Annotated in this window: 18 protein-coding genes; 5 read left to right on the top strand and 13 right to left on the bottom strand. The window is 43.2% G+C overall.

The annotated features are described in order from the left end of the window. Nucleotides 1–122 precede the first annotated feature (122 nt). The 3 genes from JMX07_RS05565 to JMX07_RS05575 form a co-directional block, all read right to left on the bottom strand. Complete coding sequence (locus tag JMX07_RS05565; RefSeq protein ID WP_227684644.1) at nucleotides 123–695, bottom strand: beta-lactamase hydrolase domain-containing protein; 573 nt, start codon at nucleotides 693–695, stop codon at nucleotides 123–125. 58 nt (nucleotides 696–753) lie between these two features. Further along, nucleotides 754–1,668: a MaoC family dehydratase gene (locus JMX07_RS05570; RefSeq protein WP_201606772.1), complete on the bottom strand. Its 915-nt coding sequence runs from the start codon at nucleotides 1,666–1,668 to the stop codon at nucleotides 754–756. A 324-nt stretch (nucleotides 1,669–1,992) separates the two neighbouring features. Beyond that, the gene (locus tag JMX07_RS05575; protein ID WP_201579031.1) at nucleotides 1,993–3,393 is read right to left on the bottom strand and encodes a 3-oxoacyl-ACP reductase; all 1,401 of its coding nucleotides are present in this window, start codon (nucleotides 3,391–3,393) and stop codon (nucleotides 1,993–1,995) included. A 548-nt stretch (nucleotides 3,394–3,941) separates the two neighbouring features. On the opposite strand from JMX07_RS05575, the gene JMX07_RS05580 reads away from it, so the two are divergent. Together JMX07_RS05580 and ppk2 are read left to right on the top strand one after the other, a co-directional pair. Then, on the top strand, nucleotides 3,942–5,456 hold the full coding sequence (locus JMX07_RS05580) for an acetyl-CoA C-acetyltransferase (RefSeq protein WP_101205407.1): 1,515 nt from the start codon (nucleotides 3,942–3,944) through the stop codon (nucleotides 5,454–5,456). 185 nt (nucleotides 5,457–5,641) lie between these two features. Beyond that, the gene (gene ppk2, locus JMX07_RS05585) at nucleotides 5,642–6,721 is read left to right on the top strand and encodes a polyphosphate kinase 2 (RefSeq protein ID WP_265088348.1); all 1,080 of its coding nucleotides are present in this window, start codon (nucleotides 5,642–5,644) and stop codon (nucleotides 6,719–6,721) included. Nucleotides 6,722–6,886: 165 nt separating this feature from the next. Here the strand turns inward: ppk2 and JMX07_RS05590 are convergent, their stop codons facing one another. The 10 genes from JMX07_RS05590 to rsmG form a co-directional block, all read right to left on the bottom strand. Continuing rightward, on the bottom strand, nucleotides 6,887–7,234 hold the full coding sequence (locus JMX07_RS05590; RefSeq protein ID WP_102078574.1) for a PilZ domain-containing protein: 348 nt from the start codon (nucleotides 7,232–7,234) through the stop codon (nucleotides 6,887–6,889). 111 nt (nucleotides 7,235–7,345) lie between these two features. Next, entirely contained in the window at nucleotides 7,346–8,476 is a 1,131-nt protein-coding gene (locus JMX07_RS05595; RefSeq protein WP_201606773.1) for a DNA polymerase III subunit delta', read from the bottom strand. A gap of 104 nt (nucleotides 8,477–8,580) precedes the next feature. Next, a complete protein-coding gene (kdsB, locus tag JMX07_RS05600; protein ID WP_201606774.1) occupies nucleotides 8,581–9,399 on the bottom strand; it encodes a 3-deoxy-manno-octulosonate cytidylyltransferase in 819 nt (272 codons plus the stop codon). Nucleotides 9,400–9,449: 50 nt separating this feature from the next. Beyond that, nucleotides 9,450–10,580 (bottom strand): tetraacyldisaccharide 4'-kinase, encoded by a 1,131-nt coding sequence (gene lpxK / locus JMX07_RS05605; protein ID WP_201606775.1) that lies wholly within the window; start codon nucleotides 10,578–10,580, stop codon nucleotides 9,450–9,452. Nucleotides 10,581–10,646: 66 nt separating this feature from the next. Then, nucleotides 10,647–12,434, bottom strand: coding sequence for a lipid A export permease/ATP-binding protein MsbA (gene msbA / locus JMX07_RS05610; protein ID WP_201606776.1), 1,788 nt, complete (start codon nucleotides 12,432–12,434; stop codon nucleotides 10,647–10,649). A gap of 75 nt (nucleotides 12,435–12,509) precedes the next feature. After that, the gene (locus tag JMX07_RS05615) at nucleotides 12,510–12,941 is read right to left on the bottom strand and encodes an ExbD/TolR family protein (protein ID WP_057759437.1); all 432 of its coding nucleotides are present in this window, start codon (nucleotides 12,939–12,941) and stop codon (nucleotides 12,510–12,512) included. A gap of 65 nt (nucleotides 12,942–13,006) precedes the next feature. Then, on the bottom strand, nucleotides 13,007–13,732 hold the full coding sequence (locus JMX07_RS05620) for a MotA/TolQ/ExbB proton channel family protein (RefSeq protein WP_201606777.1): 726 nt from the start codon (nucleotides 13,730–13,732) through the stop codon (nucleotides 13,007–13,009). Nucleotides 13,733–13,817: 85 nt separating this feature from the next. Next, entirely contained in the window at nucleotides 13,818–14,987 is a 1,170-nt protein-coding gene (locus JMX07_RS05625) for a ParB/RepB/Spo0J family partition protein (protein ID WP_201606778.1), read from the bottom strand. Between the two features lie 156 nt (nucleotides 14,988–15,143). Beyond that, on the bottom strand, nucleotides 15,144–15,923 hold the full coding sequence (locus JMX07_RS05630) for a ParA family protein (protein WP_102078567.1): 780 nt from the start codon (nucleotides 15,921–15,923) through the stop codon (nucleotides 15,144–15,146). A gap of 240 nt (nucleotides 15,924–16,163) precedes the next feature. Beyond that, nucleotides 16,164–16,880, bottom strand: coding sequence for a 16S rRNA (guanine(527)-N(7))-methyltransferase RsmG (gene rsmG, locus JMX07_RS05635; protein ID WP_201606779.1), 717 nt, complete (start codon nucleotides 16,878–16,880; stop codon nucleotides 16,164–16,166). A gap of 411 nt (nucleotides 16,881–17,291) precedes the next feature. Between rsmG and JMX07_RS05640 the strand changes: the two genes are divergently transcribed. The 3 genes from JMX07_RS05640 (at nucleotide 17,292) to JMX07_RS05650 (ending at nucleotide 22,193) form a co-directional block, all read left to right on the top strand. Further along, complete coding sequence (locus JMX07_RS05640; RefSeq protein WP_413786655.1) at nucleotides 17,292–20,078, top strand: AAA family ATPase; 2,787 nt, start codon at nucleotides 17,292–17,294, stop codon at nucleotides 20,076–20,078. Between the two features lie 227 nt (nucleotides 20,079–20,305). Further along, nucleotides 20,306–21,448, top strand: a complete 1,143-nt coding sequence (locus JMX07_RS05645) for a helix-turn-helix transcriptional regulator (RefSeq protein WP_201606781.1) — start codon at nucleotides 20,306–20,308, stop codon at nucleotides 21,446–21,448. Nucleotides 21,449–21,545: 97 nt separating this feature from the next. Then, complete coding sequence (locus tag JMX07_RS05650) at nucleotides 21,546–22,193, top strand: TerD family protein (RefSeq protein ID WP_201606783.1); 648 nt, start codon at nucleotides 21,546–21,548, stop codon at nucleotides 22,191–22,193. The last annotated feature ends 75 nt before the right edge of the window (nucleotides 22,194–22,268 follow it).

A 22,268-nucleotide genomic window follows, 5' to 3' on the forward strand; every position in this document is an offset into this window, starting at 1 on the left:
ATGAATTGTGAGCCAATAAAAAAGGCCACCTATTGGTCGCCTTTTTTATTATTTATTTCGATGATACTTTTAGAGTTTACTCACGTCTAAGACAGCACTAATATTCAATGCCACAAATCTAGTTAACGCGGTACTAGCAAACGATTATGAACTTCTTGTTCAAGCTTGGTCAAACCATGACTGCGACCACGTTCCATCGCTGTATCCATCTTACGCCCGCGCAACCATCCTGCCCTCAGCGCAATTGCAGCTCCCACTCTATTGCCCGACCTACAGTGCATAGCGACTTTTTTGCCATGATGTTGACGTAGCACATTATCAAACGCCAATATCTTAAGCTGCTTTAGCTCTTTAGCACCGCTGATAGGCAGCTGTTCATAGTACATACCTGCTTGCTCAACCGCCGATGCCTCATCAAAGCTTAACTCGTCATCAGGCTGCAAGTTGATGACCAGCTCGACACCCGCTTTCGCTAAAGCCGCAACTTTTTCGTCATCTAATGCACCGCACACGATAGTGTTTGCATCTGGACGAAAATAAGGCTCAAAGATATCGGCCAAATCAACGCCATTATCGGCACTAACATGAATGTTAGCGCCGCTATCGTTAGCAGCGACCGTATCGGTTGCTATCGAGCTATCTGTTTGATCTACGTCTATCACGTTTTCTTCTGAAGGCATGTTTTGTGAAGTCATAATAATAAATATGTACGTTAAATATGGCTGTTAAAATAGAAGCTTTAAGATGCTTATTCTACTTGCTGTCGCTCTTTAGGGTCACAACACCCGCCAAATGCGGTTTATTGTTTTTAGAGCTATACAGTCCAAACTCACAAGTATCATCTACGTTTTTGAGCTGGGCTACTGGCTCAGCAATCAGCTCTACTTCAGCTGGTAAAAAGATAGGCAGCTTAAATGAGACGTCAATTGTATAAGCATCAGGCAAGTCACCCATTAGAGCAAGGCACTTAGCCTTTGACCACATACCGTGCGCAATCGCTTTAGGGAAACCAAACGCACGTGCTGATAGCGGATGCAAATGAATCAAATTAAAGTCCCCTGAGACAAAGGCATAACGACGACCGATATCTTCTGGCACTTCAAAAATGCTATGAACACCTGCTTCGTTTACTTCAGGCTTGACCATGACCGAACGCGGCACGCTCTTCTTATCTTTACTGCTAGGTTTTTTGCTACGTGATAAATAAGTCGACGTACCTTCCCAGATGACTTCCTCTTCTGACTTTACGATAGTGACAAAGTCAAACTGCTGACCTTGGGCATGATCGCGCAGGTTATCAAAAGTGACCGACATTGCTACCGTTTCACGCTCTCCAATCGGACGATACTGGGTGACGCTATTATCAACGTGAACAAGACCTAACATGGCAAATGGGAATGGCTCTTTGACCATCATGTTCATCTGCAGCGTCTGTGACAATACCGAGAAATAAGTCGCTGGCACTTTACCATCATCAGCAAAACCGCAAATTTTGCGATAGTCATCTAGGTTTTCTTGATCGATATGCAAGTCATCTACATAGTAAGTAGATTGTGGCAACTGGTCTCTACTGACCTTGCCACCATTACCGATAGGCAATAAGCTTTTGACAATATTGGCGTAAGTGGTGTGCGCTTTTGGCAACGCATCATAATGTTTGTCTGACATAAGTACATCCTAAGTGTGGCTTGAACAAGTTCTTTAACGTATATAAAGACAATCTGCAGTCATTGACTAAAGCCTACTATTAAATCATCTAATAAGCATTAAATTTAATCAACCTCATGAGTATCTTTAATAGCAAAAAATAGTTTGGCTATTGGTTCTTGTGTTTTTATCATAAAAAAGCCACCCTTGGGCAGCTTTATTACACTTTATCAGAGATTATTTCGTAAGCATATGTGATACAAACGAGGAATAATAGCTCATATGATACAACTACTGTCTCTATCTGTACCTTATTTCTCACATATACCTGTCAATTAATCAACATTATGCACCAAGTAAGCTTTGACCACAGACGCGAACCGTGTTGCCATTTAGACCGCCAGACGCAGGTGAAGCAAACCATGCGATAGTCTCAGCCACATCTACTGGTAAGCCGCCTTGGCTCATTGAGTTCATGCGGCGACCAGCTTCACGAATAGCAAATGGAATGGCTTCTGTCATTTGGGTTTCGATGAAACCAGGAGCGACTGCATTGATCGTCATGCCTTTAGCATTGTCTTCTAATTGCTTGGCAGTTGCGTTAACCAAACCAATCACACCAGCTTTCGAAGTGGCATAGTTGGTCTGACCCATGTTGCCCGCGATACCTGAAATTGATGACACACATACGATACGTGCGTTTTCTTTCAACACATCATTGTCCAACAAGTAGCGATTCAATCTAGCGATACTGCCTAAATTGATATCAATGACCATGTTCCATTTTTTCTCATCCATCTTAGCCAACGTCTTATCACGAGTCACGCCAGCATTATGGATAATTGAATCTAGACCACCACGTTTTTGAGCAGCGTCAGCGATTTCTGCACCAGCGTCTTCACTAGTGATATCTACCGTCAAAGCAGAACCACTGATTTCGCTAGCAACTTTTTGTAGGTCAGCTTGCTGCTGTGGTACATCTAGACAGATAACATGTGCCCCTTCACGAGCCAATACGCGAGCGATAGCTTCACCAATACCGCGACTTGCGCCAGTCACTAGCATAGTTTTGCCGCCCAAAGGCTGGTTCCAGTCAACATCGACTGAGCTGCCTTTACTGACACGTACTACTTGTCCTGATACATAAGCTGAACGAGCTGAGGTAAAAAAGCGTAAGGTCGAATCTAGGTTTTGCTCTGCGCCTTCTTCAACATAAATCAGCTGCGCTGTGATACCGCGCTTAAACTCTTTACCCACTGATTTCACAAAACCTTCAAGCGAGCGTTGAGCCATTGCTGTTTCAATATCAGTGATGTTCTCTGGCGTACGACCAACCACAACCACACGACCTGATTTTTCTACGCGGCGTGCAACTGTATGGAAAAACTCATAAAGCTCTTTTAGCTGTTCAGCATTGCTGATATTACTGGCATCAAAAAGCAGTACTTTGAATTGATCATCGCTGCCCGTGTTGGCTTTTGCCTCTACGCCTGCATCAGCAAGTGCGTCTTTGATATCATCGCTGCTATTTACATATACTTCGGCATGGACGTCTGACAGGATACGGGCAACAGACTCACTGACGCTCTTGTCATCACCAGTAGCACGGCCAACCAATACGCTACCACGCACCAAACGCTCACCGCTTTCGAAACGATCAAGCGTCGTTGGCATCGGCAAACCTAAATTTTTTGCTACTTTTTTGCCAATAGAAGATTGAACAAAATCACCGTAACGGTCTGACATAATATAATCCTTATAATTAATGATTCGTATAATAATAAAAAATGCAATGAATCTATTATATAGAGACATTGACATCGTAATTATTTAAATTTAGTAAATCGCCTCAAAACTAGCCTAACTATACACTTCCCTTATAAACAAGTCCAAAAACAGATAATGTCTACAACAATCTGTAAACAAGTCAGTATACAAGCCAGTCGTTTTTAGCAGCGTTAAGCGCCACTATAACATGTTAAAATCTGACCTATAGGTTATGGCATACTTAATTATTGATAACAATATATTATCAAACGTACTGTTATGCAATGCTAATATTTCTTACTAGCCAGTCTATTAGAGCGATGCGTCATGGTCATGAATCTACTACCGACCTCATACAAGCGTCACATAGTTTGCTAAAGAGATACATTAAGTGAATAAAAACGCCTTATGATAAACAGCTGTACTGCGTAATAAATGATAATATTTGCTTGTATAAAATAACTTAACTATTTTTTATTATTACCTATCACTTTTTACTTCTACCCATACTTTTTAAGGATAATATTATGAGTAATAAAAACAATCATCCAGATAGCCCTGTTGTTGAAAGTACAGTTGTTAAAGCAACGGATACAAAATCAGATACAGCAAAAAAAGAAAACGCTGCAAAAAGCACCTCGACTAAAGATACTAGCGCTAAAGAAACTGCTAGCAAAAAAGCGGTCGATGAAAAAGTGGAAACCACTGCTGCTAAAAAACCTGCTCCAGCTAAAAAAGCCAGCGCGAGCAAACCAGCTTCAAACCTAAACCGTGTTGCTATTTTAGGTGGTAACCGTATTCCATTCGCGCGCTCAAATGGATCATACGCTGATGTTAGCAACACAGATATGCTAACAGCTGCATTGGACGGTTTAGTTGAGCGTTATAACCTGCAAGGCGAAACAGTAGGTGAAGTGGTATCTGGCGCAGTCATGAAACTTAGCCGTGATATCAACCTTACTCGTGAAGCCACATTAAATACCGCGCTAAACCCACATACGCCAACTTATGATATCTCACAAGCTTGCGGTACTGGCTTACAAGCGACATTTGCTTCTGCTAACAAGATTGCACTTGGTCTGATCGATTCGGCAATCACTGGTGGTGTAGATACTACTTCTGACGCTCCTATCGCTGTCGGCGATGGCTTACGTAAAGTACTGATCAAACTTGGTGCAGCAAAAGACAATAAACAACGTCTAAAAGCGTTAATGGGTCTAAATCCAAAAGACTTAATCGATTCACCGCAAAACGGTGAGCCGCGCACTGGTTTATCAATGGGCGATCATCAAGCGATTACCACGCTTGAGTGGAATATCAGCCGTGAAGCGCAGGATGAGCTTGCATTTAACAGCCATCAAAACCTAGCACGCGCTTATGACGAAGGTTTCTTTGACGACTTGATCACGCCGTATAAAGGCCTGACTCGTGATAACAACTTGCGTCCAGATACTACATTAGAAAAACTGGGTAAGTTAAAGCCAGTATTTGGTAGAAAAAATGCCAATCCAACGATGACAGCTGCCAACTCTACGCCGCTTACTGATGGTGCTTCTTGTGTACTACTAGGTACTGATGAGTGGGCAAAAGAGCACGGGCTAAAACCATTGGCTTATATCGTCCATCAAGAAACCGCAGCAGTAGACTTTATCGGTAAATCTGGCACGACAGAAGGCTTACTAATGGCACCAGCTTATGCGGTACCACGTATGCTTGAGCGCGCTGGTCTGACTCTACAAGACTTTGACTTTTATGAGATTCATGAAGCCTTTGCCTCACAAGTACTATCAACCTTAGCTGCTTGGGAAGATGAGAAATTCTGTGAAGAGCGCTTAGGCTTAGATGCCCCGCTAGGTTCTATTGATCGTAGCAAGCTAAACGTAAACGGTTCATCACTAGCGGCAGGTCATCCATTTGCAGCAACTGGTGGTCGTATTTTAGCTACTGCTGCTAAATTATTGGATCAAAAAGGTTCAGGCCGTGCACTTATTTCTATCTGCGCAGCAGGTGGTCAAGGTGTGACTTGTATCCTAGAAAAATAAGCTTGGTCACTTTTAAGTGAAAAAGATACGCTGACTTATTATTCTAATCAGTACATATCTATCAATAAAAAATGCCCTTTAATTTATTTAAAGGGCATTTTTTATTGTCTGTACTTTGCTATGATAGAAACGACCTAGATAGTAGCCTCTTAAAAAAGCCGATACGCAAAACAAAGGTAATATTTATGGGTAAGACAAAAATTTTATTAAGAAAAATGAGGCAAGTTATTTTTGGCTCTGAAAAACTGGTGATGACAGAACCGCTTACAACCGCTGATTTTCAATCTCTAACGACTGAAGAGGATGTAGATCGGTACCATCAGGAACAAGCCATTCTTACTGAACGCATCGAAAAAGACATTCTTGATGATGATTTACGTCGAAAAATGCACCAAGACTTAATTGATACATATGATGAAGAACTAGAAAATGAAATAGATGACTATACACGTGACTTTCGTTTTAACGGACGTGAAATGAGCGAGCAAGAAAAACTGGATCGACGCACCTACTTTCAAGAGTTGGTACGACTACAGCGAGAACTGATAAAACTACAAGATTGGGTCGTTGATCGCGGTGAGCGTATCGTCGTTATTTTTGAAGGGCGGGATTCTGCTGGTAAAGGTGGCGCCATTAAACGCATTACCCAACGATTAAACCCACGCGTTTGCAGGGTAGCTGCCCTGCCGGCTCCCACTGAGCGCGAGCAAACGCAGTGGTACTTCCAACGTTACGTGGCCCACTTGCCTGCAGCAGGCGAAATCGTATTGTTTGACCGTAGTTGGTACAACCGCGGAGGCGTTGAGCGTGTCATGGGGTTTTGTACTGACGCGCAATATGAAGAATTTTTTCAATCAGTACCAGAGTTTGAGCGTATGCTCGTACGCTCAGGCATTCGCTTAGTAAAATACTGGTTTTCTATCACTGATGATGAGCAACATGCACGATTTATGAGCCGAATATATGATCCGCTTAAGCAGTGGAAACTTTCACCAATGGACCTACAGTCGCGCCGACGCTGGGAAGATTACACCAAAGCAAAAGAAACCATGTTTGAGCGCACTCATATTCCTGAAGCACCTTGGTGGGTTGTCGAAGGCAATAATAAAAAACGCGCTAGGCTGAACTGTATTGCCCATTTGCTCGACCAAATCCCTTACAAAGAAGTGCCTCGTGACGAAATTGAGTTACCCAATCGCAAACGCGATGATGAATATTACCGCGAACCTATTCCCGATGATATGTATGTCCCGCCTCGTTATTAAGCCACTAGCACCTACTACTATAAAAATTAAAGAAAATTGATCTAAAAAAGCAGCCTTACTAAATAATAAGGCTGCTTTTTTTATATTTATAAGTTAAAAATCACAGCCAAACTTATTAAAGATACAGGTGTGATTTCTAGATACTACTTAGTTATTACATAGATACTACATAGTATAAGTCGATTGTAAGCTATCGATTTTTCCTGCTAGCAGGCGCTCAACTTCATTCTTAATTCTTTGGCCAGAGACATCACTACCAATTTGCACAGCAAACCCTGCTGGGCGACTGCCTTGACTCTTAGAGTTAATCCAAACAACCTTACCATTCATTGGTAGGCGTTCACTGGAGTTGGGTAGCGTGATAGCAATAAACACTTCATCACCCAATTGCTGAGGTCTGTCAGACGGTACAAACAAAGCGCCATTACTGACAAATGATAAATAGCTGGCATATAACATTTCGATACTTTCATAATGACAGGTTAAAATCCCGCCACGTCCTGGCATTGCCATAGTCAGCTTCCTTTATCGACTGGGTTTAATATGTTTATATAAATAATTGATAGTATATAGTTAAGAATAATCACAAATTTTAGAACACAAATTAAATGCTCAAGCATGGCTCTATAAGCTTGCCAATTCTTGCATTAGCTTATCATAGGCAAATTTTTCTTGCACATTTTGTTGCAGCGCAATTTTGGTCTGCTGTACGCTGTTGGCAAATACCTCTAACCCGCTATCAGTAGGCTGATAAGTCGCCAATATCGTTGATAGATTGACATCCTTTTGTAGTTCAACAAGGCCCAAACAGACACGGCGTATATCAAGGAGCATCAGCTCAGATAACTGTATAAACTCTTTAATATTAAGCTGACTTTGCCAATAATCACTCGCCGCCACACCACTACGTTTACCGCTACGTAGCGCCTGCCATGTGGTCAGCCATAGGCTGCGCTTGCTATACCATGGTGCTTGCGCTAAGGCGATAGCAGCTAATGGCGCACCGTTGGCCAGTTGTATCAACTGTTCAATCGCAGCGGTACCGACGGCTTCGCGGTTAATCGTGTGACCTAACGCCTGCGTCACGTAATCGACAGCAACAGTCGGCTCAATTGTCTGTAGTGCCAACTGTTGCACACGACTCTTAATCGTTGGCAATAGCTGAGCAGGCGTATCACTAATCAAAAGTAGATGCACCTGCGCTTGTGGTTCTTCCAATGTTTTAAGCAGCGCATTAGCAGCGGCCACCGTCATTTTTTCAGCGTGATCTAACACACAGATACGCATCCCTTGCCCCCCTTGATAAATAAAAGGCTGCAAAGCACGAATATCATCTACTTTGATTTTAAGAGCGCTATTGCTAGTAGCTTTAGCGCCTTTTTTATCTTTTGTGCTACTTGATTTTTCTTGAAGCGCATCGCTTTCGGCACTGATAGGCATACTAACGAGTGGTAATACTTGTAGGCTCGGATGAGTTCCCGACTTGAGCCATTGACAGCTCTCACACACTTCGCAAGCACCTAGTGGGTGTGTGCCACGCTCACGGCATAATAGCCAAGCGACCAATCGCCATACAAAGGCGCGTTTGCCCATACCTTGCATACCAGCAGCGAGCAATGCATGCGGCAAAGACTGCTGCTTAAGTACGCGCTCGGTCAACTGTAACCACAGTACTTTTTGCCATGGCAATAGTGGCGCAAAATACATACGGTCTGTGTTATCTAGTGCGTCCATATTTCCTGTTAAATTATTCATGGTTATGGCTCTATCACATTGATTAGGTACTTTAGGTATAGCCACGACAACGATACTTTAGCGTTGTATGAAGCTTAGAATCGCACGCAACTTTGCTTAGACTATTACTTATGATTATGAGAGTTTTGAAAGTTATCTAAGCTCATCGCATTTAGACGGTCTAAATCTTCTTGTGTATCGACACCCGCTGGTAACTGACAGGCAGCTTCTGCGATTGCGATATGCTGACCATTTTCTAAAACACGTAATTGCTCTAAGCTTTCGAGTATCTCAAGTGGCGTTTGTGGCCAGTTTACGAACTGCTGTAATAGACTGACACGATAAGCGTATAAACCCAAATGGCGATAAGCATTTTTTGGAGTTTGCATCTGATTATTATCAGCTAATACAACATCACGATCACAAGGAATCGGTGCGCGGCTAAAATAGAGCGCACGCTGTAAGTTATTAGCAGATTGGCTGACCACTTTTACTACCGATGGCCGCTGGAACGTATCATAGTCATCGATAGGCTCACAGAGTGTGGCCATCACGCTATCCTCATCCGCTACCAAAAGCGCCTGTACTTGCTCCAAAAGCAATGGCGGTACAAGGGGTTCATCGCCTTGCATATTCACCACAATATCATGGTCAGCCCAACCTTTGATAGCTGCTACCTCTGCCAAGCGATCCGTACCTGAAGCATGCTCACTACTGGTCATAACAACATCAAAACCTGCATCGGTGCAAACTTTTGCAATTTGCTCATCATCAGTCGCTATACACATGTCATCAGCAAAACTTGCTGTCTGCGCTTTTTCTGCTACCCAAAGTATCATCGGCTTACCATGAATAGTTAGCAATGGCTTACCAGGTAAGCGCGTACTTTTAAAACGTGCAGGAATCACGATATGGGTTTTAGCGGGCGTGGTGGCGAACGACATGGCGTATTCCTATATAAAGTGGTACGAAGATTTAAAATATTAGCTGATATTTATAATGAGGCTGACGTGTTCATATCATGGTCGATACGAATCCCTAGCGCCTTTAGCTGCGCATCTAGATTATGATAACTATTCTCTGATAATACAGCCATCACTGGCAACACCCATAGTCTACTAACAAGTTCTACATACTCATCATTGAGTGCTTGTGTCGCTGTATAGTCCGCCAATAATGCGCTGATTTTTACCGCATCTTTACTGGTTACGATGATAGGATAGTCAACATATTGTAAAAGCTCAGCCAAACTAAAATCATAATGGTCAGGGTAAGGATGGCCTATGACCTCAAAGCCAATAGATTCCAAGGTATCAAAAAACCGCTGCGGATAGCCGATACCACTAACAGCATGAACACGACTATTATTAGTAGGTTTAACACTATTTAGTTGAGCTGCGCTCGATGTAGGATCCCATAGGCGCTGTAACTCAGCTGGTTGCAAATGCATGGTCAAACGGTCAGTAGACTGTATCTTATTACTACTTCTAGAAGTCCGAGTTAAATCAGTACTTGGTTTTTCATGATAAATAACATTGGCACCCTCTAATCGTGACATTGGCTCACGCAAAAAACCCGTTGGTAATAGCTGCTTATTGCCAAACCCACGGGCGGCATCTACCACAATCCATTCGATATCACGCTGTAGTGCATAATGCTGCAAACCATCATCTGCAATAACCAATTGTAAATCAGGCTTTGCCTTTAACAGAGTAGCAATCGCTTGCTGGCGATTGGGACACACTGCCATAGCAGCGCCTGTCATATGAGCAATCAAGCACGGCTCATCCCCTACTACACGGGGTAAACTGGTAGCACTAACCAATGCGGGCATTTGACTCGTATCACCGCCATATCCGCGACTGATTACCCCTACGTTTATGCCTTTTTTCTGTAAGTAGCTGACCAGAGCAATAATCAGCGGCGTCTTACCACTACCGCCAACACTGATATTACCAATGACCATCACGGGAATAGGTGCTCGATAGCTTGATAATAGCCCAGCCTTATAAGCTTGACGACGCAATAAGGTAATGAAACCGTATAACCAACTGATAGGCAGCAACAACCACAACCAAACAGCTTGACGTTGCCATGCGCGGGTGACTATCGTCTCAATACTCATTAATCAATATCGCTTATCTTATTGGTTCATGGCTGCGTGAAAATTGGCTAAAAGCTTTTAAACTGACTACTCGAAATCTCGAGCATACATTTGCGCATAGTGGCCCTGTAGCTGCATTAGCTCATTATGCGTTCCTAACTCAACAATCTGGCCACCATCCATCACAGCAATACGATCAGCTGATTCGATAGTCGTCAATCGATGGGCAATGACCAATGTGGTGCGGTCTTTCATCACATTATCGAGCGCTTGCTGGATATAATACTCAGACTCATTATCCAGCGCGCTAGTGGCTTCATCTAAAATTAGAATCGGTGCATCTTTTAGTAGCGCGCGAGCAATCGATAATCGCTGACGCTGACCACCAGATAGTTGCAACCCTTCGGCACCAATTTCACTCTGATAACCGTTTGGCATTTTCATAATAAAGTCATGAGCGAAGGCATCTTTTGCGGCTTGTTCAACCCCAGCTTGAGTCTTGTCAGCTAGGCTACCGTAAGCAATATTATTAAATACGGTGGTATTAAACAATACTACTTGTTGGTTTACCATTGCAATCTGGGCACGCAAACTCTCTAACTTAATGTCTTCAATAGGCATACCGTCTAATGTGATTTGCCCTGAAGACGTCTCTAGAGTACGTGTTAATAAATTGACTAGTGAGGACTTGCCCGCACCACTTCGCCCTACTAATGCAACTGTCTCGCCTGCTTTAATATTCAAGGTAAAGTCACGTAGAGCCACCGTCGAATCTGGATATACCAAGCTGATATTGTCTAACGACATTTGCCCTGATAGCGCTTTACTGATTGTGCCTGTATCTTCTTCTTCTGGCTCATCAAGTAGCGCAAAAATCGACTCACCAGCAGCCAGACCTTTTTGCAGCTTCTGATTAATATCAGTCAGCGAACGTACAGGCTTACTCAATAAACCTGCTGCTGCAATGTAAGAGATGAACTCACCTGCTGAAATATCATCTATTACTGCAGGTCGCAACGCAAGCCAGACGACAACGGCCATCGCAATCGCCATCAACAGCTGTACGGCTGGCGTATTAATACTATTGGTAACAACCACCTTCATACCTTGGCGTAGGTTTTTCTTAGATGTCTTGTCGAAACGTGCTGATTCGTATGATTGACCACCGTAATTTTTGACCACTTGATAGCCGCCGATGACTTCATTGGTAATGTGACTGACATTACCCATCGTCTCTTGGATACCTTTTGAGAGCTTAAGATAGCGCTTTGATGCAATGCGTACCAGCCATAATATTGGTGGCAATACCACAAATAAAATAAGCGTTAGACGCCAATTGCTATAGAACAAAAAACCGATCAACGCGACAACGGTCAAACCATCACGTAGCAAGGTCTTCATTGAGTCTGTACTAGCAGCCGTGACCTGTTCAACATCAAATATCAACTTCGATGAAATCGTACCGGCTGGATTGGCCAAATAAAACGAACTAGGCAAGCGCAGTAATTTATTAAAAACTTCTACACGTAGCTCATAGACTAGGTTGCGTGAGACCAATGCAGAGTAATAGTTACCCAAAAAACTACCAACCCCGCGCACAAAGAATAGCAATATAATCAATAGCGGAAATAAGGTTTGTTTGCTTCGATCATTTTGATTAATGGCATCAGTAATATATTGCAGAAGCTTGGCAGTCCAAATCTCTGTCCCTGCATTAATCGCAAAACCTAACGCCGTCAATAGCAATGCCCACCAGTAAGGCTTTAAATACCTTAATAAGCGTAATAATGTCTTACTTTTAGGGGTAACGGGCGATACTGCCGATGCATTTTTAGCAGAAGATTTTTTAGAGTCAGGTAAATAAGCTTGGCTCATAAAAGCCTCAATTTGGGTATCGTGGTATGAATGGGCTGTGTGTCACACAGTTTTATGATGATAAGGCTATATATGTTATTGCGGCAGCGTTTGGCCAAGTGGTACCACTGTACTAATGTTTAAATTCAAAAACCCGAGCTTTCCAGCAATATCCATTACTCGTACCACAGACTGATGAGTCGCATTGGCATCCGCTGCAATAACAAATAGCATATCGCGGTTGCTGCCCGCCTCTTGCTGCAACATACTGGTCAGTTCAGCCTCATTGCTACTAGCAAGTGTAATGCCGTTGACCAAATAGCTACCATCTTCTTGCACAGCTACTTCGATACTGTTGTTTTGTTCTGTCAGTGCGACACCTTCCGCTTCAGGAAGGATAATATTTAAACGACTAAAGTGATTAAATGAGGTAGCAAGTAATAAAAACACAATCAAAAACAGTAAACAATCAATCATCGGTGTTAGATTAATTTCAAGCGGTTCAACCGTTGGTTTTCTAAAACGCATATCAATCTCTTTAATTCAGCTACCATTTATAGGCTTAAGACTTTTATTCTTTGCAACCGCATTGACTACACTGCCGCTATGCTGGTCTTATCCGAATCCAACCCACCGAATGAACGTTCTTGCACAATACTATCTTCTATTGACGTACGGCTAGAAGATGTAGATGGCTGCGTACTAGCAAGTAAGTGATAATCATACAGCTCTTGAATCATAAGTCCTGCTTGAGTCTCAAATTGAGCATTAATATCAATGATACGGCGCTGAAAATAACGATAAGCAACCAACGCAGGGATAGCAACAATCATACCAGCAGCGGTAGTGATTAGTGCCTGTGATACGCCAGCGGCTAGCATCGTCGGATCTTGCATGGCACCATCGGTAATCGCCAAGAATGATGATATGATCCCTAGTACCGTACCTAATAGGCCAAGTAACGGCGCAATGGCACCAATTGTACCCAACATATTGATGTTTTTTTCTAATTGATGAACCTGGACACTGGCACGATTTTGCATGTGCATCGTCATCGACTCTAGCCCGTACTGACGATATAGCAAACCCGTTGCCAAGATATCGCCAAGTGCCGTCTTTTCTTTTACATTCATCAATTGTGTGCGGCCAATATCACCATTTTCACGTAAGCGAGTGATTAACTGTTCGCGCAACCTACTAGGAGCGACTTTGTTAAACTGTAGCGTATGACTACGCTCAATAATAATGACTAATGCCAATATAGAACAGACCACGATAGGTGTCATTAGCCAGCCACCTGCTTTTACCAACTCCCACATACCCACTCTCTTCCGTATTTTTGCAAAAATAGTTGTTCAGAGGCGATTTAGCATTTGGATAGATACGGCTAACTCGCAAACGTTCTTAAGCCTGAGCTTCTATATGTTTAATCAGCGCAGCTAATTGATCTTGATTGTGGAAAAATATCTCAACACTACCTTGACCATCTTTTTTATGTTTTAGTTTGACTTCAGCACCAAGCATGTCTGTCAATCTTTGGGTCAAACGCTCTACATCTCGAGATTGTACTTGTTCAGCACGATTGATTTTGGACGCTGGCTGCAAGATTGATTTGACCAACTTTTCAGCTTCTCGCACGGTCATACCGCCATCGATAATCTTTTGCGCGATGATAGGTTGCTGTTCAGAGGACAACGCCAACAGTGTACGAGCATGACCCATATCTAGCGCACTGTTGGCCAAATGGTCTTTTACTGTATCATGCAGCTGATTTAAACGAAGTAGATTCGATACTGTCGTACGCGCCTTGCCAACGACTTCAGCAATCATGGCATGACTCATACCAAATTCCGTATGAAATCGCTGCAACGCCGCTGCCTGCTCAATCACTGATAAGTCTTCGCGCTGGATGTTTTCAATCAGTGCCAATGCAATTGCCAACTCATCAGATAAGGCACGCTCAATCGCAGGGATAACCGCTTTTCCTGCCATTTTTGCTGCGCGCCAGCGGCGTTCACCAGCGATAATTTCGTGGGTGACAAATGCTTCACTCTTATCCTCATTTGCCAATAGTGGGCGGATAACGATAGGCTGCATCACGCCATGCTGCTCGATAGAGGACGCTAATTCTGCAAGTGCTGTCTCACTCATATCACGACGAGGCTGATACTTACCTGCTTGCAAGCGTGTGACATCAATCTGTACAAGGCTAATCTGATCTTCGGTTGCGCTCGTATCTGTACTATTGCCACGTGACTTATTGAGCGTCGCCTTGCTGGCAGTACGAGATGAACGTGGCGCGCGAGTACTATTCTCACTAGCAGTATCGTTATCAGTAGTCTTCGCAGATGATTTTTTACTGGCTTTTGTCGGAGTGATATCAGGCGCTATATCTGTGGATACAGTATCTATAGGCGCATTAGTATCTACAGGCACATTAATATCTGGCGCAGCATTGTCACGCGCCACCATGTCGTCTTGCAAGGCAGAGGCGGTAATTTGCTTTTCTTTTTTGATTGACCCTAATAAGGCATCTAAGCCCCGATTAGCAGCCAACCCTCTTTTCTTCGCCATGATTACCTATCCTCTAACGCTAAAATAAAAGCCAATTGATTACTGATGCGGCTTACTAAATACAATATTAAGTGTTCTATACTTATGCTATTCATTCACTGTGCTGATCAGTGACGCTTTTTATCTAAAAATCCGTTGTAAGAACTTTAGATAAAACTAGCTGCTTTGCTTCATTACTTCAGCAGCCAGCTTTTGATACGCGCGCGCGCCTTTCGACCATCTCTCATATGCAATAACTGGTAAGCCATGCGCAGGGGCTTCTGCCAAGCGAATATTCCTTGGAATATGGGTTTTGTACATGATATCGCCAAAATGCGCTTCTAGCTCAGTAGATACATCACGGGCAAGCGTATTACGCGCATCAAATAGCGTTCTGACCACACCGCGAATATATAGCTTAGGGTTCAACTCTGTTAGACGTTCAATGGTTTGTGATAAGTCAGCCAACCCTTCTAGTGCATAATACTCACACTGCATAGGAATAATCACACTATCTGTAGCCACCAACGCATTAATCGTTAGTAGATTCAAACTAGGCGCACAATCGATAATCACATAATCGTATGGCTGTTTTTGCGTGGATACCTGATCGTTAACCAATTCAGCCATGGCGGTTTTGAACAGCTCATGACTATCTGTCTTACTCATCAACGTAATGTCCATGCCAGCCAAATCGCGATTGGCACCGATGACATCGAACCCTGCAGGACTAGTAACAATCGCTTCAGACAACGCGACACCATCTAGCAAAACATCCGCTATAGTAAGATCCAACTCGTTTTTGTCAACACCTGTACCACTGGTCGCGTTACCTTGTGGGTCTAAGTCAATCAGCAGTACATGCTTGCGTTTAGCAGCCAAGCTGGCGGTCAAATTTACTGCCGTTGTGGTTTTACCCACACCGCCTTTTTGATTCGCAATTGCTATGATTTCCATACACTCACTCAATTTTATTAGGGTCTATTACTTTTGACTCGGTTGGTACAATTATTCTTTTATTCAATCTTGTACAGCGACACTCGCTCAGTATTTAAAAATAAGCAATTTATGGTCTAAAATGCTCAGTTTACGGTCGAGTATTTTAAATGCTTTTAAATACTATGTCATTTAGATACAGACGTAAACTGTGTTTCACAAAAAACAGTGCCTGTTTCATGACTGCGAAGTGTTTATGCCTTAGCTATCTTTAGCAGACATTTCAATTAAATGACGACTGTCGTGCAAACGTGGCACCGTCAGTTTAATAGTTTTGATATGCCAATCACTATCAAGTGCTTGTAGCTCTTCTTCATTCGGCACTTTACCTTTCATAGCACATAAGAGGCCGCGATCTGCCAATCTTGGCTGCGCTACTTCTACAAAATCTATCAAACTGGCGAACGCTCGCGATGTCACCACCGCATAACTTGCTTCATGCGCTTCAATACGCGATGCGATCGGCTGCATATTACTCAAACCGAGCTCGCTGCTGATTTGCTTAATAAAGCGAATTTTCTTCTGATTGCTATCAAGCGCCGTACACTGGCGCTCAGGCTGACAAATGGCAATAATAACTGCTGGCAACCCTGCTCCCGTGCCGATATCTAGCAACGATCCGGCGGGTAAATGCGTTATAATGGACAGACAATCTATCACATGCTTGATCAGCGCTTCTTCTGGATCAGTGATCGCGGTCAAATTATACGCTTTATTCCATAGTAAAAGCTGGTCTAAGTACAATAATAACGTGCGCTGCTGCGTTTCACTTAACGGCAGACCCAGCTCGTTTATCGCTTGCGCCAAGATATTGGCCAGCTTTGGCAGTTGCGAACCAAGCTTTACGAAACCAGTCGGATCAATATTGATAGTACCCATACTAGCAGACGATGAAGAGTTTTTAGCGGAAGCTGACATACAACGAGTTATCCAGTTTTGACTTGTGAACCGTTTATTTTATCATGCAGTCTGCCCATTGAATAGTTGCAGATTGCGCCAATGTGGGACATCTTATACTATCTACGCTGATCATGAGGCGTTATTCTGCTTTGATTGCCTCCAATTCGCTGATTAAGTCATTCGTTTTTTACTGTTTACGCTCAAGCATTTGCCTAAATATGATACAAAACTGTGCTTAATGACTTCGCTAATAGGTGACTATATCTTGTAAGATGTCATGATTAATTATAAAAAACTCAGAATACGCATGAACAGATAAGATCAATCACTTCTCATATTCCTTTAATACTTTTTAAGATGATTTTTCAAACGCCTATGACAGAACAACCCTACACCCTTATATCGCAAGTATCAAAAGACGCTAACAATATGGTAGTACCTACTACCGACTCAAAAAATACTAAGCAAAAAGCACCTGATACCCCAAACCCTATCTTCACAGAAGTTCAGCAAAATTGTCGCATTTCCGCTGAGCAATTAAAACGTTATAGCGACCCTGATGAATTGCCTACGGATACACGCACTGCGCCCGACTTAGATGTGGGCTTCGGTCAACAACGCGCGCTCAAAGCATTACATACAGCGCTGGATATTAAAGCCAGTGGCTACCATGTGTTTGCCGCTGGTGAAAACGGTTTGGGCAAGCGTACCGTCATTAGTCGTCTGTTAACGCGTATTGCCGCCGACGCACCGACGCCTGATGATTGGGTATATGTGCATAATTTCACCGATCCACGCACACCATTGGCACTGCGTCTACCAGCTGGTCAAGCCTTGCTATTACAGCAGCAAGTTAACAACTTATGGCAGCAAGCAAAAAAGCGTTTAAGCCAACGCTTTCGTAGCGATCAATACCAAAGTAAAATCGAAGCCATCAAAAACAGTACTCATCAAAAAGAAAGTCATGCCTATGACGCGCTTAATGCTGAAGGCAAACAATATGACCTAGCATTGACGTTTCGCTCGTTTGATAATAAAGCCGTATTTGTTCATCCTAGTCAACTGCCTACAGAAAGTAATAGCGATGATAACAAGCAAATAAAAATACCTAGCAATCGTAAAGATTCAGAAAAGCTCGATGATAGCGAAAAAGTCAATATTTTGAGCGATGAAAATAATGAGCGTAAAGAAAACCAAGACTCTACATATAGCAATAATGAGTATGAAGCTGAGCTGAATAACTTTGTACAAAAAAACCATATGCAAAAGCGACTGAGTCAACTGACCATCGCTTTAGAGCAATTAGAAGACGAAGCCAACGATGAGATCGAGTCGCTACATCGTAGTATTGCCCAACGTGCTCTACAGCCATTATTTACCCCTATCTACGAGCAGTTTGCGACTCATCCACTTGTCGTGGCATATCTCAAAGCTGTATTTGATGACATGGTCACTCACGTAGAGCGTATCGTCAATGGCGATGATGAGGAGTTTGTGACGGCAGTGTTGGCTACGACGCCCAGTCGTTACGCGGTCAATGTTATTGTCAGTCATACACCTGACAGTGGCGCACCTGTGGTCTTTGAGGATTTGCCAACCCATCTCAATTTGTTAGGGCATGTCGAGCAAATCACCCAATTAGGCACAGTAACCACTGACGTAAGTATGATTCGTGCAGGCGCCCTACACCGCGCTAATGGCGGCTATTTACTATTAGAAGCCAGCCACGTACTTGAACATCCTTATGCATGGCAGGGCTTAAAGCGCGCTTTACAATCACGAAAAATCAAACTGTCAAGTCTAGAGCAAATGCTAACGCTGACCGGTAGCTTGTCTCTCTCACCAGCGCCTATTGATTTAGATATCAAGGTTATCTTGTTAGGTGAAGCAGATTTATATTATGAGCTGCTAGAGCTTGAGCCTGAATTTGATGCGGTATTCAAAGTCCGAGCTGACTTTCATGACGATGTGCCTCGTACCACTGAACATGAATTGGCATTGGTCGCAAAAATGGCCGATATCATCGACTATGCCGACCTTTATCCGTTTGATAGCAGTGCACAGGCCACGCTACTTGAGCATTTAAGCTTGCAAGCTGAAGAACAAGATCGTTTAAGCCTACACAGTGACTTGTTGATTAAACTATTGCATGAGTCAAACCGTCACGCTCGCTTAAACAATGAGGCTATGGTGACGGCAGATCATGTCATTCAAGCAATCGATGACATGGATGAGCGTTCAGGATATTTGCGCGATCTGTACTGGGATGAGCTGAAAAACGGCCAGCAACTTATCCAAACGCAAGGCGATGCTATTGGACAAGTTAATGCTTTGACCGTAGTCAGTTATGCTGATAGTGAGTTTGGCATGCCAGCACGGCTTACTGCGGTCATTCAGCCCAATATTGGCACAGGTGAAATTCTTGATATTGAGCGTGATGTAGACTTGGGTGGTAGTTTACACGCCAAAGGCATGCTGATTATGACCAGCTATTTGCGAGCGTTATTTAGTCAACATCATGCGCTGAATTTTAGTGCCTCACTGGCGTTTGAGCAAAGCTACGCGCAAATCGATGGTGATAGCGCCACCGTTAGCGAAGGCTGTGCATTGCTATCCGCGTTAGCAAACGTGCCTATCAATCAGTCTCTTGCGATTACTGGTTCTATGAACCAGTTAGGCGAAGTACAGGCAGTTGGTGGTATCAATGCTAAAATCGCAGGTTTCTTTGACGCCTGCCGCGAGCAAGAGCTAACAGGTGATCAAGGCGTCGTCATTCCGATGGCCAATGTCAAACAACTGATGCTACGTGACGATATTATCGATGCGGTAAATAGAGGTAAATTTCATATCTATGGCGTCTATACTCTAAGTGAGGCCCTGACGCTGATGACTGGCTTGCCCATTGACACCATGAATAAAAAAGGCCGTTATCGCAAAGATACTTTATTTGGCAAAGTATTAAGTCGTCTGATGCTATGGGATGAAAACCAAGAAAGCACGGACGACATCGATGATGAAAAGTCCAAAAAGAAAGCGAAGAAAAAGCGTAAAGAAAAACGTCAAAAGAAAGAAAATAAGAGAATAAAAGAAAAGCGACAAGGTGAGAGAATTAATGAAAAAGGCAGCGAGGAAAGTAGCAAGCAAAGCGATGCTAAGCCTATTGATGACACCCTAAACGATAGCGAGACAACAGCTATCGATGAAGATGGCAATTAAAATTTAAACGGTACTACCGATACGCACGCACATTGCCGTTCGACTAGATTCATTATTATGTCTATGGCTAGATCGAACAGCAACCATCGAATAGCAACCTTCAAATAAACATACGCATGCATGAACGTCGCTAGACGCTACGCTGCTTTTCTGCGATGATTAACGGTTCCTGATCGAGCAATATCGTGCCAGAAACCGACTTGTAACTTCATAAAGGGTATCTCTTAATGACTGTACATCCTACTGATGCTGATAACATCCAAGCTCAGTCCAATCCTAGTGAGCCGGCAGGTGCGCTTGCAGCTGTAGACACTGGTACCTCGAAAGAGGCCAATGCCTCCAATATTAATGACAATCGACATGGTGCGGCAACGACTGCTCGGCAATGGCAGGTACTATCACAACTACAGCGCAATCGCTGGGTAGGCACCACGCATATCTATGAGCAGCTGATGATGGCAGGCTTTGATATCAGCCTACGTACTGTCCAACGTGATTTGAATGCCCTTGCGAAACGCTTCCCTATCGAAAAAAACAATGCCAATCCTCAAGGTTGGCGCTGGAAAGAAGATGCCCCATTACAAAGTTTGCCGCACATGAACTTATCACAAGCGGTTGCTTTTAATATGGTCGAGGCCAATCTGACCCAGTTACTGCCACCTGTTATCTTAGATGAATTATTTCCTTGGTTTGACTTAGCACGGCGACAGCTCAAGAACAGCAAAGTGACCCACTCTTGGATAGACAGAGTGCGTATCGAGCCTGCCACCCAGCCACTTATCGCACCAGATATAAATTTGGACAGTAAAGACAATATTTATCACGCGCTATTTTATCAGCTGCAAATTCATGCTTGTTATACTCGTAGCAACAAATTACAAGCCAGCGAATATATCCTAAATCCAATCGCAATTATCCAGCGTGGCGTGATTATCTATCTACTGGCAACTCGTACTGACGATCCAGAAGCCACCATTCGCACCTTTGCTTTACATCGGTTTGATAGTGTTGAGATTCTCGAAACCGCTGCAAAAACGCCAGAAAACTTTCAACTCGATACCTATTTAGATGAAGGCAGCATGGGCTTTAGTCATCCACTGTTTGGCGAATTGGACGAGCGTGGCAAGAATACCGCTGTTGAGCTTAGGTTTACTAGGCAAGCTGGTAAGAGTATGACCGAAAGTAAGCTTAACGATGATCAAACCGTGACGCTAAATGAGGATAATACCCTTACAGTAAAGGCTACTGTTAATTTAACCTCACAGCTAGTCTGGTGGCTACGTGGATTTGGTAGTGGGTTATTAGATGCTAAGCCTGAGCTACTTTATCAAGCAGTATTAGATAAGTCTTCGACAGCAATCAGTGAGTGATATCACTGATCTGAGATAGGCTAATATCCGCACGCCTTAAGTAAGCACGCACCAAATCTAGATAACGGTTAGAAACTAAGAATAAAAAAGGAAAGTTATGTCGACCACTGCCCCATCTCCACTGTTGTCAGATAGTTTACGAGGACTTGGACTAGACGCAGGGACTTTGTTCTTTGCGCTCAATTATGAATTTACCAAAATTGAGCCAAAAGGTATGTTTAAGCGCTTCAAAAAAAATCAAAGCGCGATGGATATTGATCTGGCTTGTGTATTGTACGATGACAATTGCGTCATCAGTGACATCGTTTGGTTTAAGCAATTACGAGATAAAGCTGAATCGGTCAAGCATCAAGGTGACAGCTTAAACGGTAAAGATCGCGGCGAGCAAGCCATGTATCTGGCCCCGCTTGATCAAGAGCAAATCAGATTGGAACTCGAAAAAATACCCGCTCATATCACTCATATTGGTTTAATTGCCAACTCATACCATGGCCATTCGTTTTCTAGAGTCAAGAAAGGCGAAATTCATCTGAGTGACGATGAAGGAAACCGTTGTTTTGAAGTCAACCTTAAGCAGCTCCCACGCGACTGCACCACGTTATGGGTGGCGCATTTGCGCCGATCTGTCGATGATTGGCATTTAACATTGCAAAATTTACCACTCACTGCAGAAGATCTAGCAAATGCAGCACAAGAAGTCGCTCATGAGTTAGCGCGTGCACTGCCTATTCCTCAGGGGATATAAGAGCAACTGCTAATTGCATATAAAAGAGGTCTTGTGCTATGAAAACACGAGACCTCTTTTTATAAGCAAAGCATT

The organism is Psychrobacter immobilis (assembly GCF_904846235.1).
Classification (GTDB): domain Bacteria; phylum Pseudomonadota; class Gammaproteobacteria; order Pseudomonadales; family Moraxellaceae; genus Psychrobacter; species Psychrobacter immobilis_C.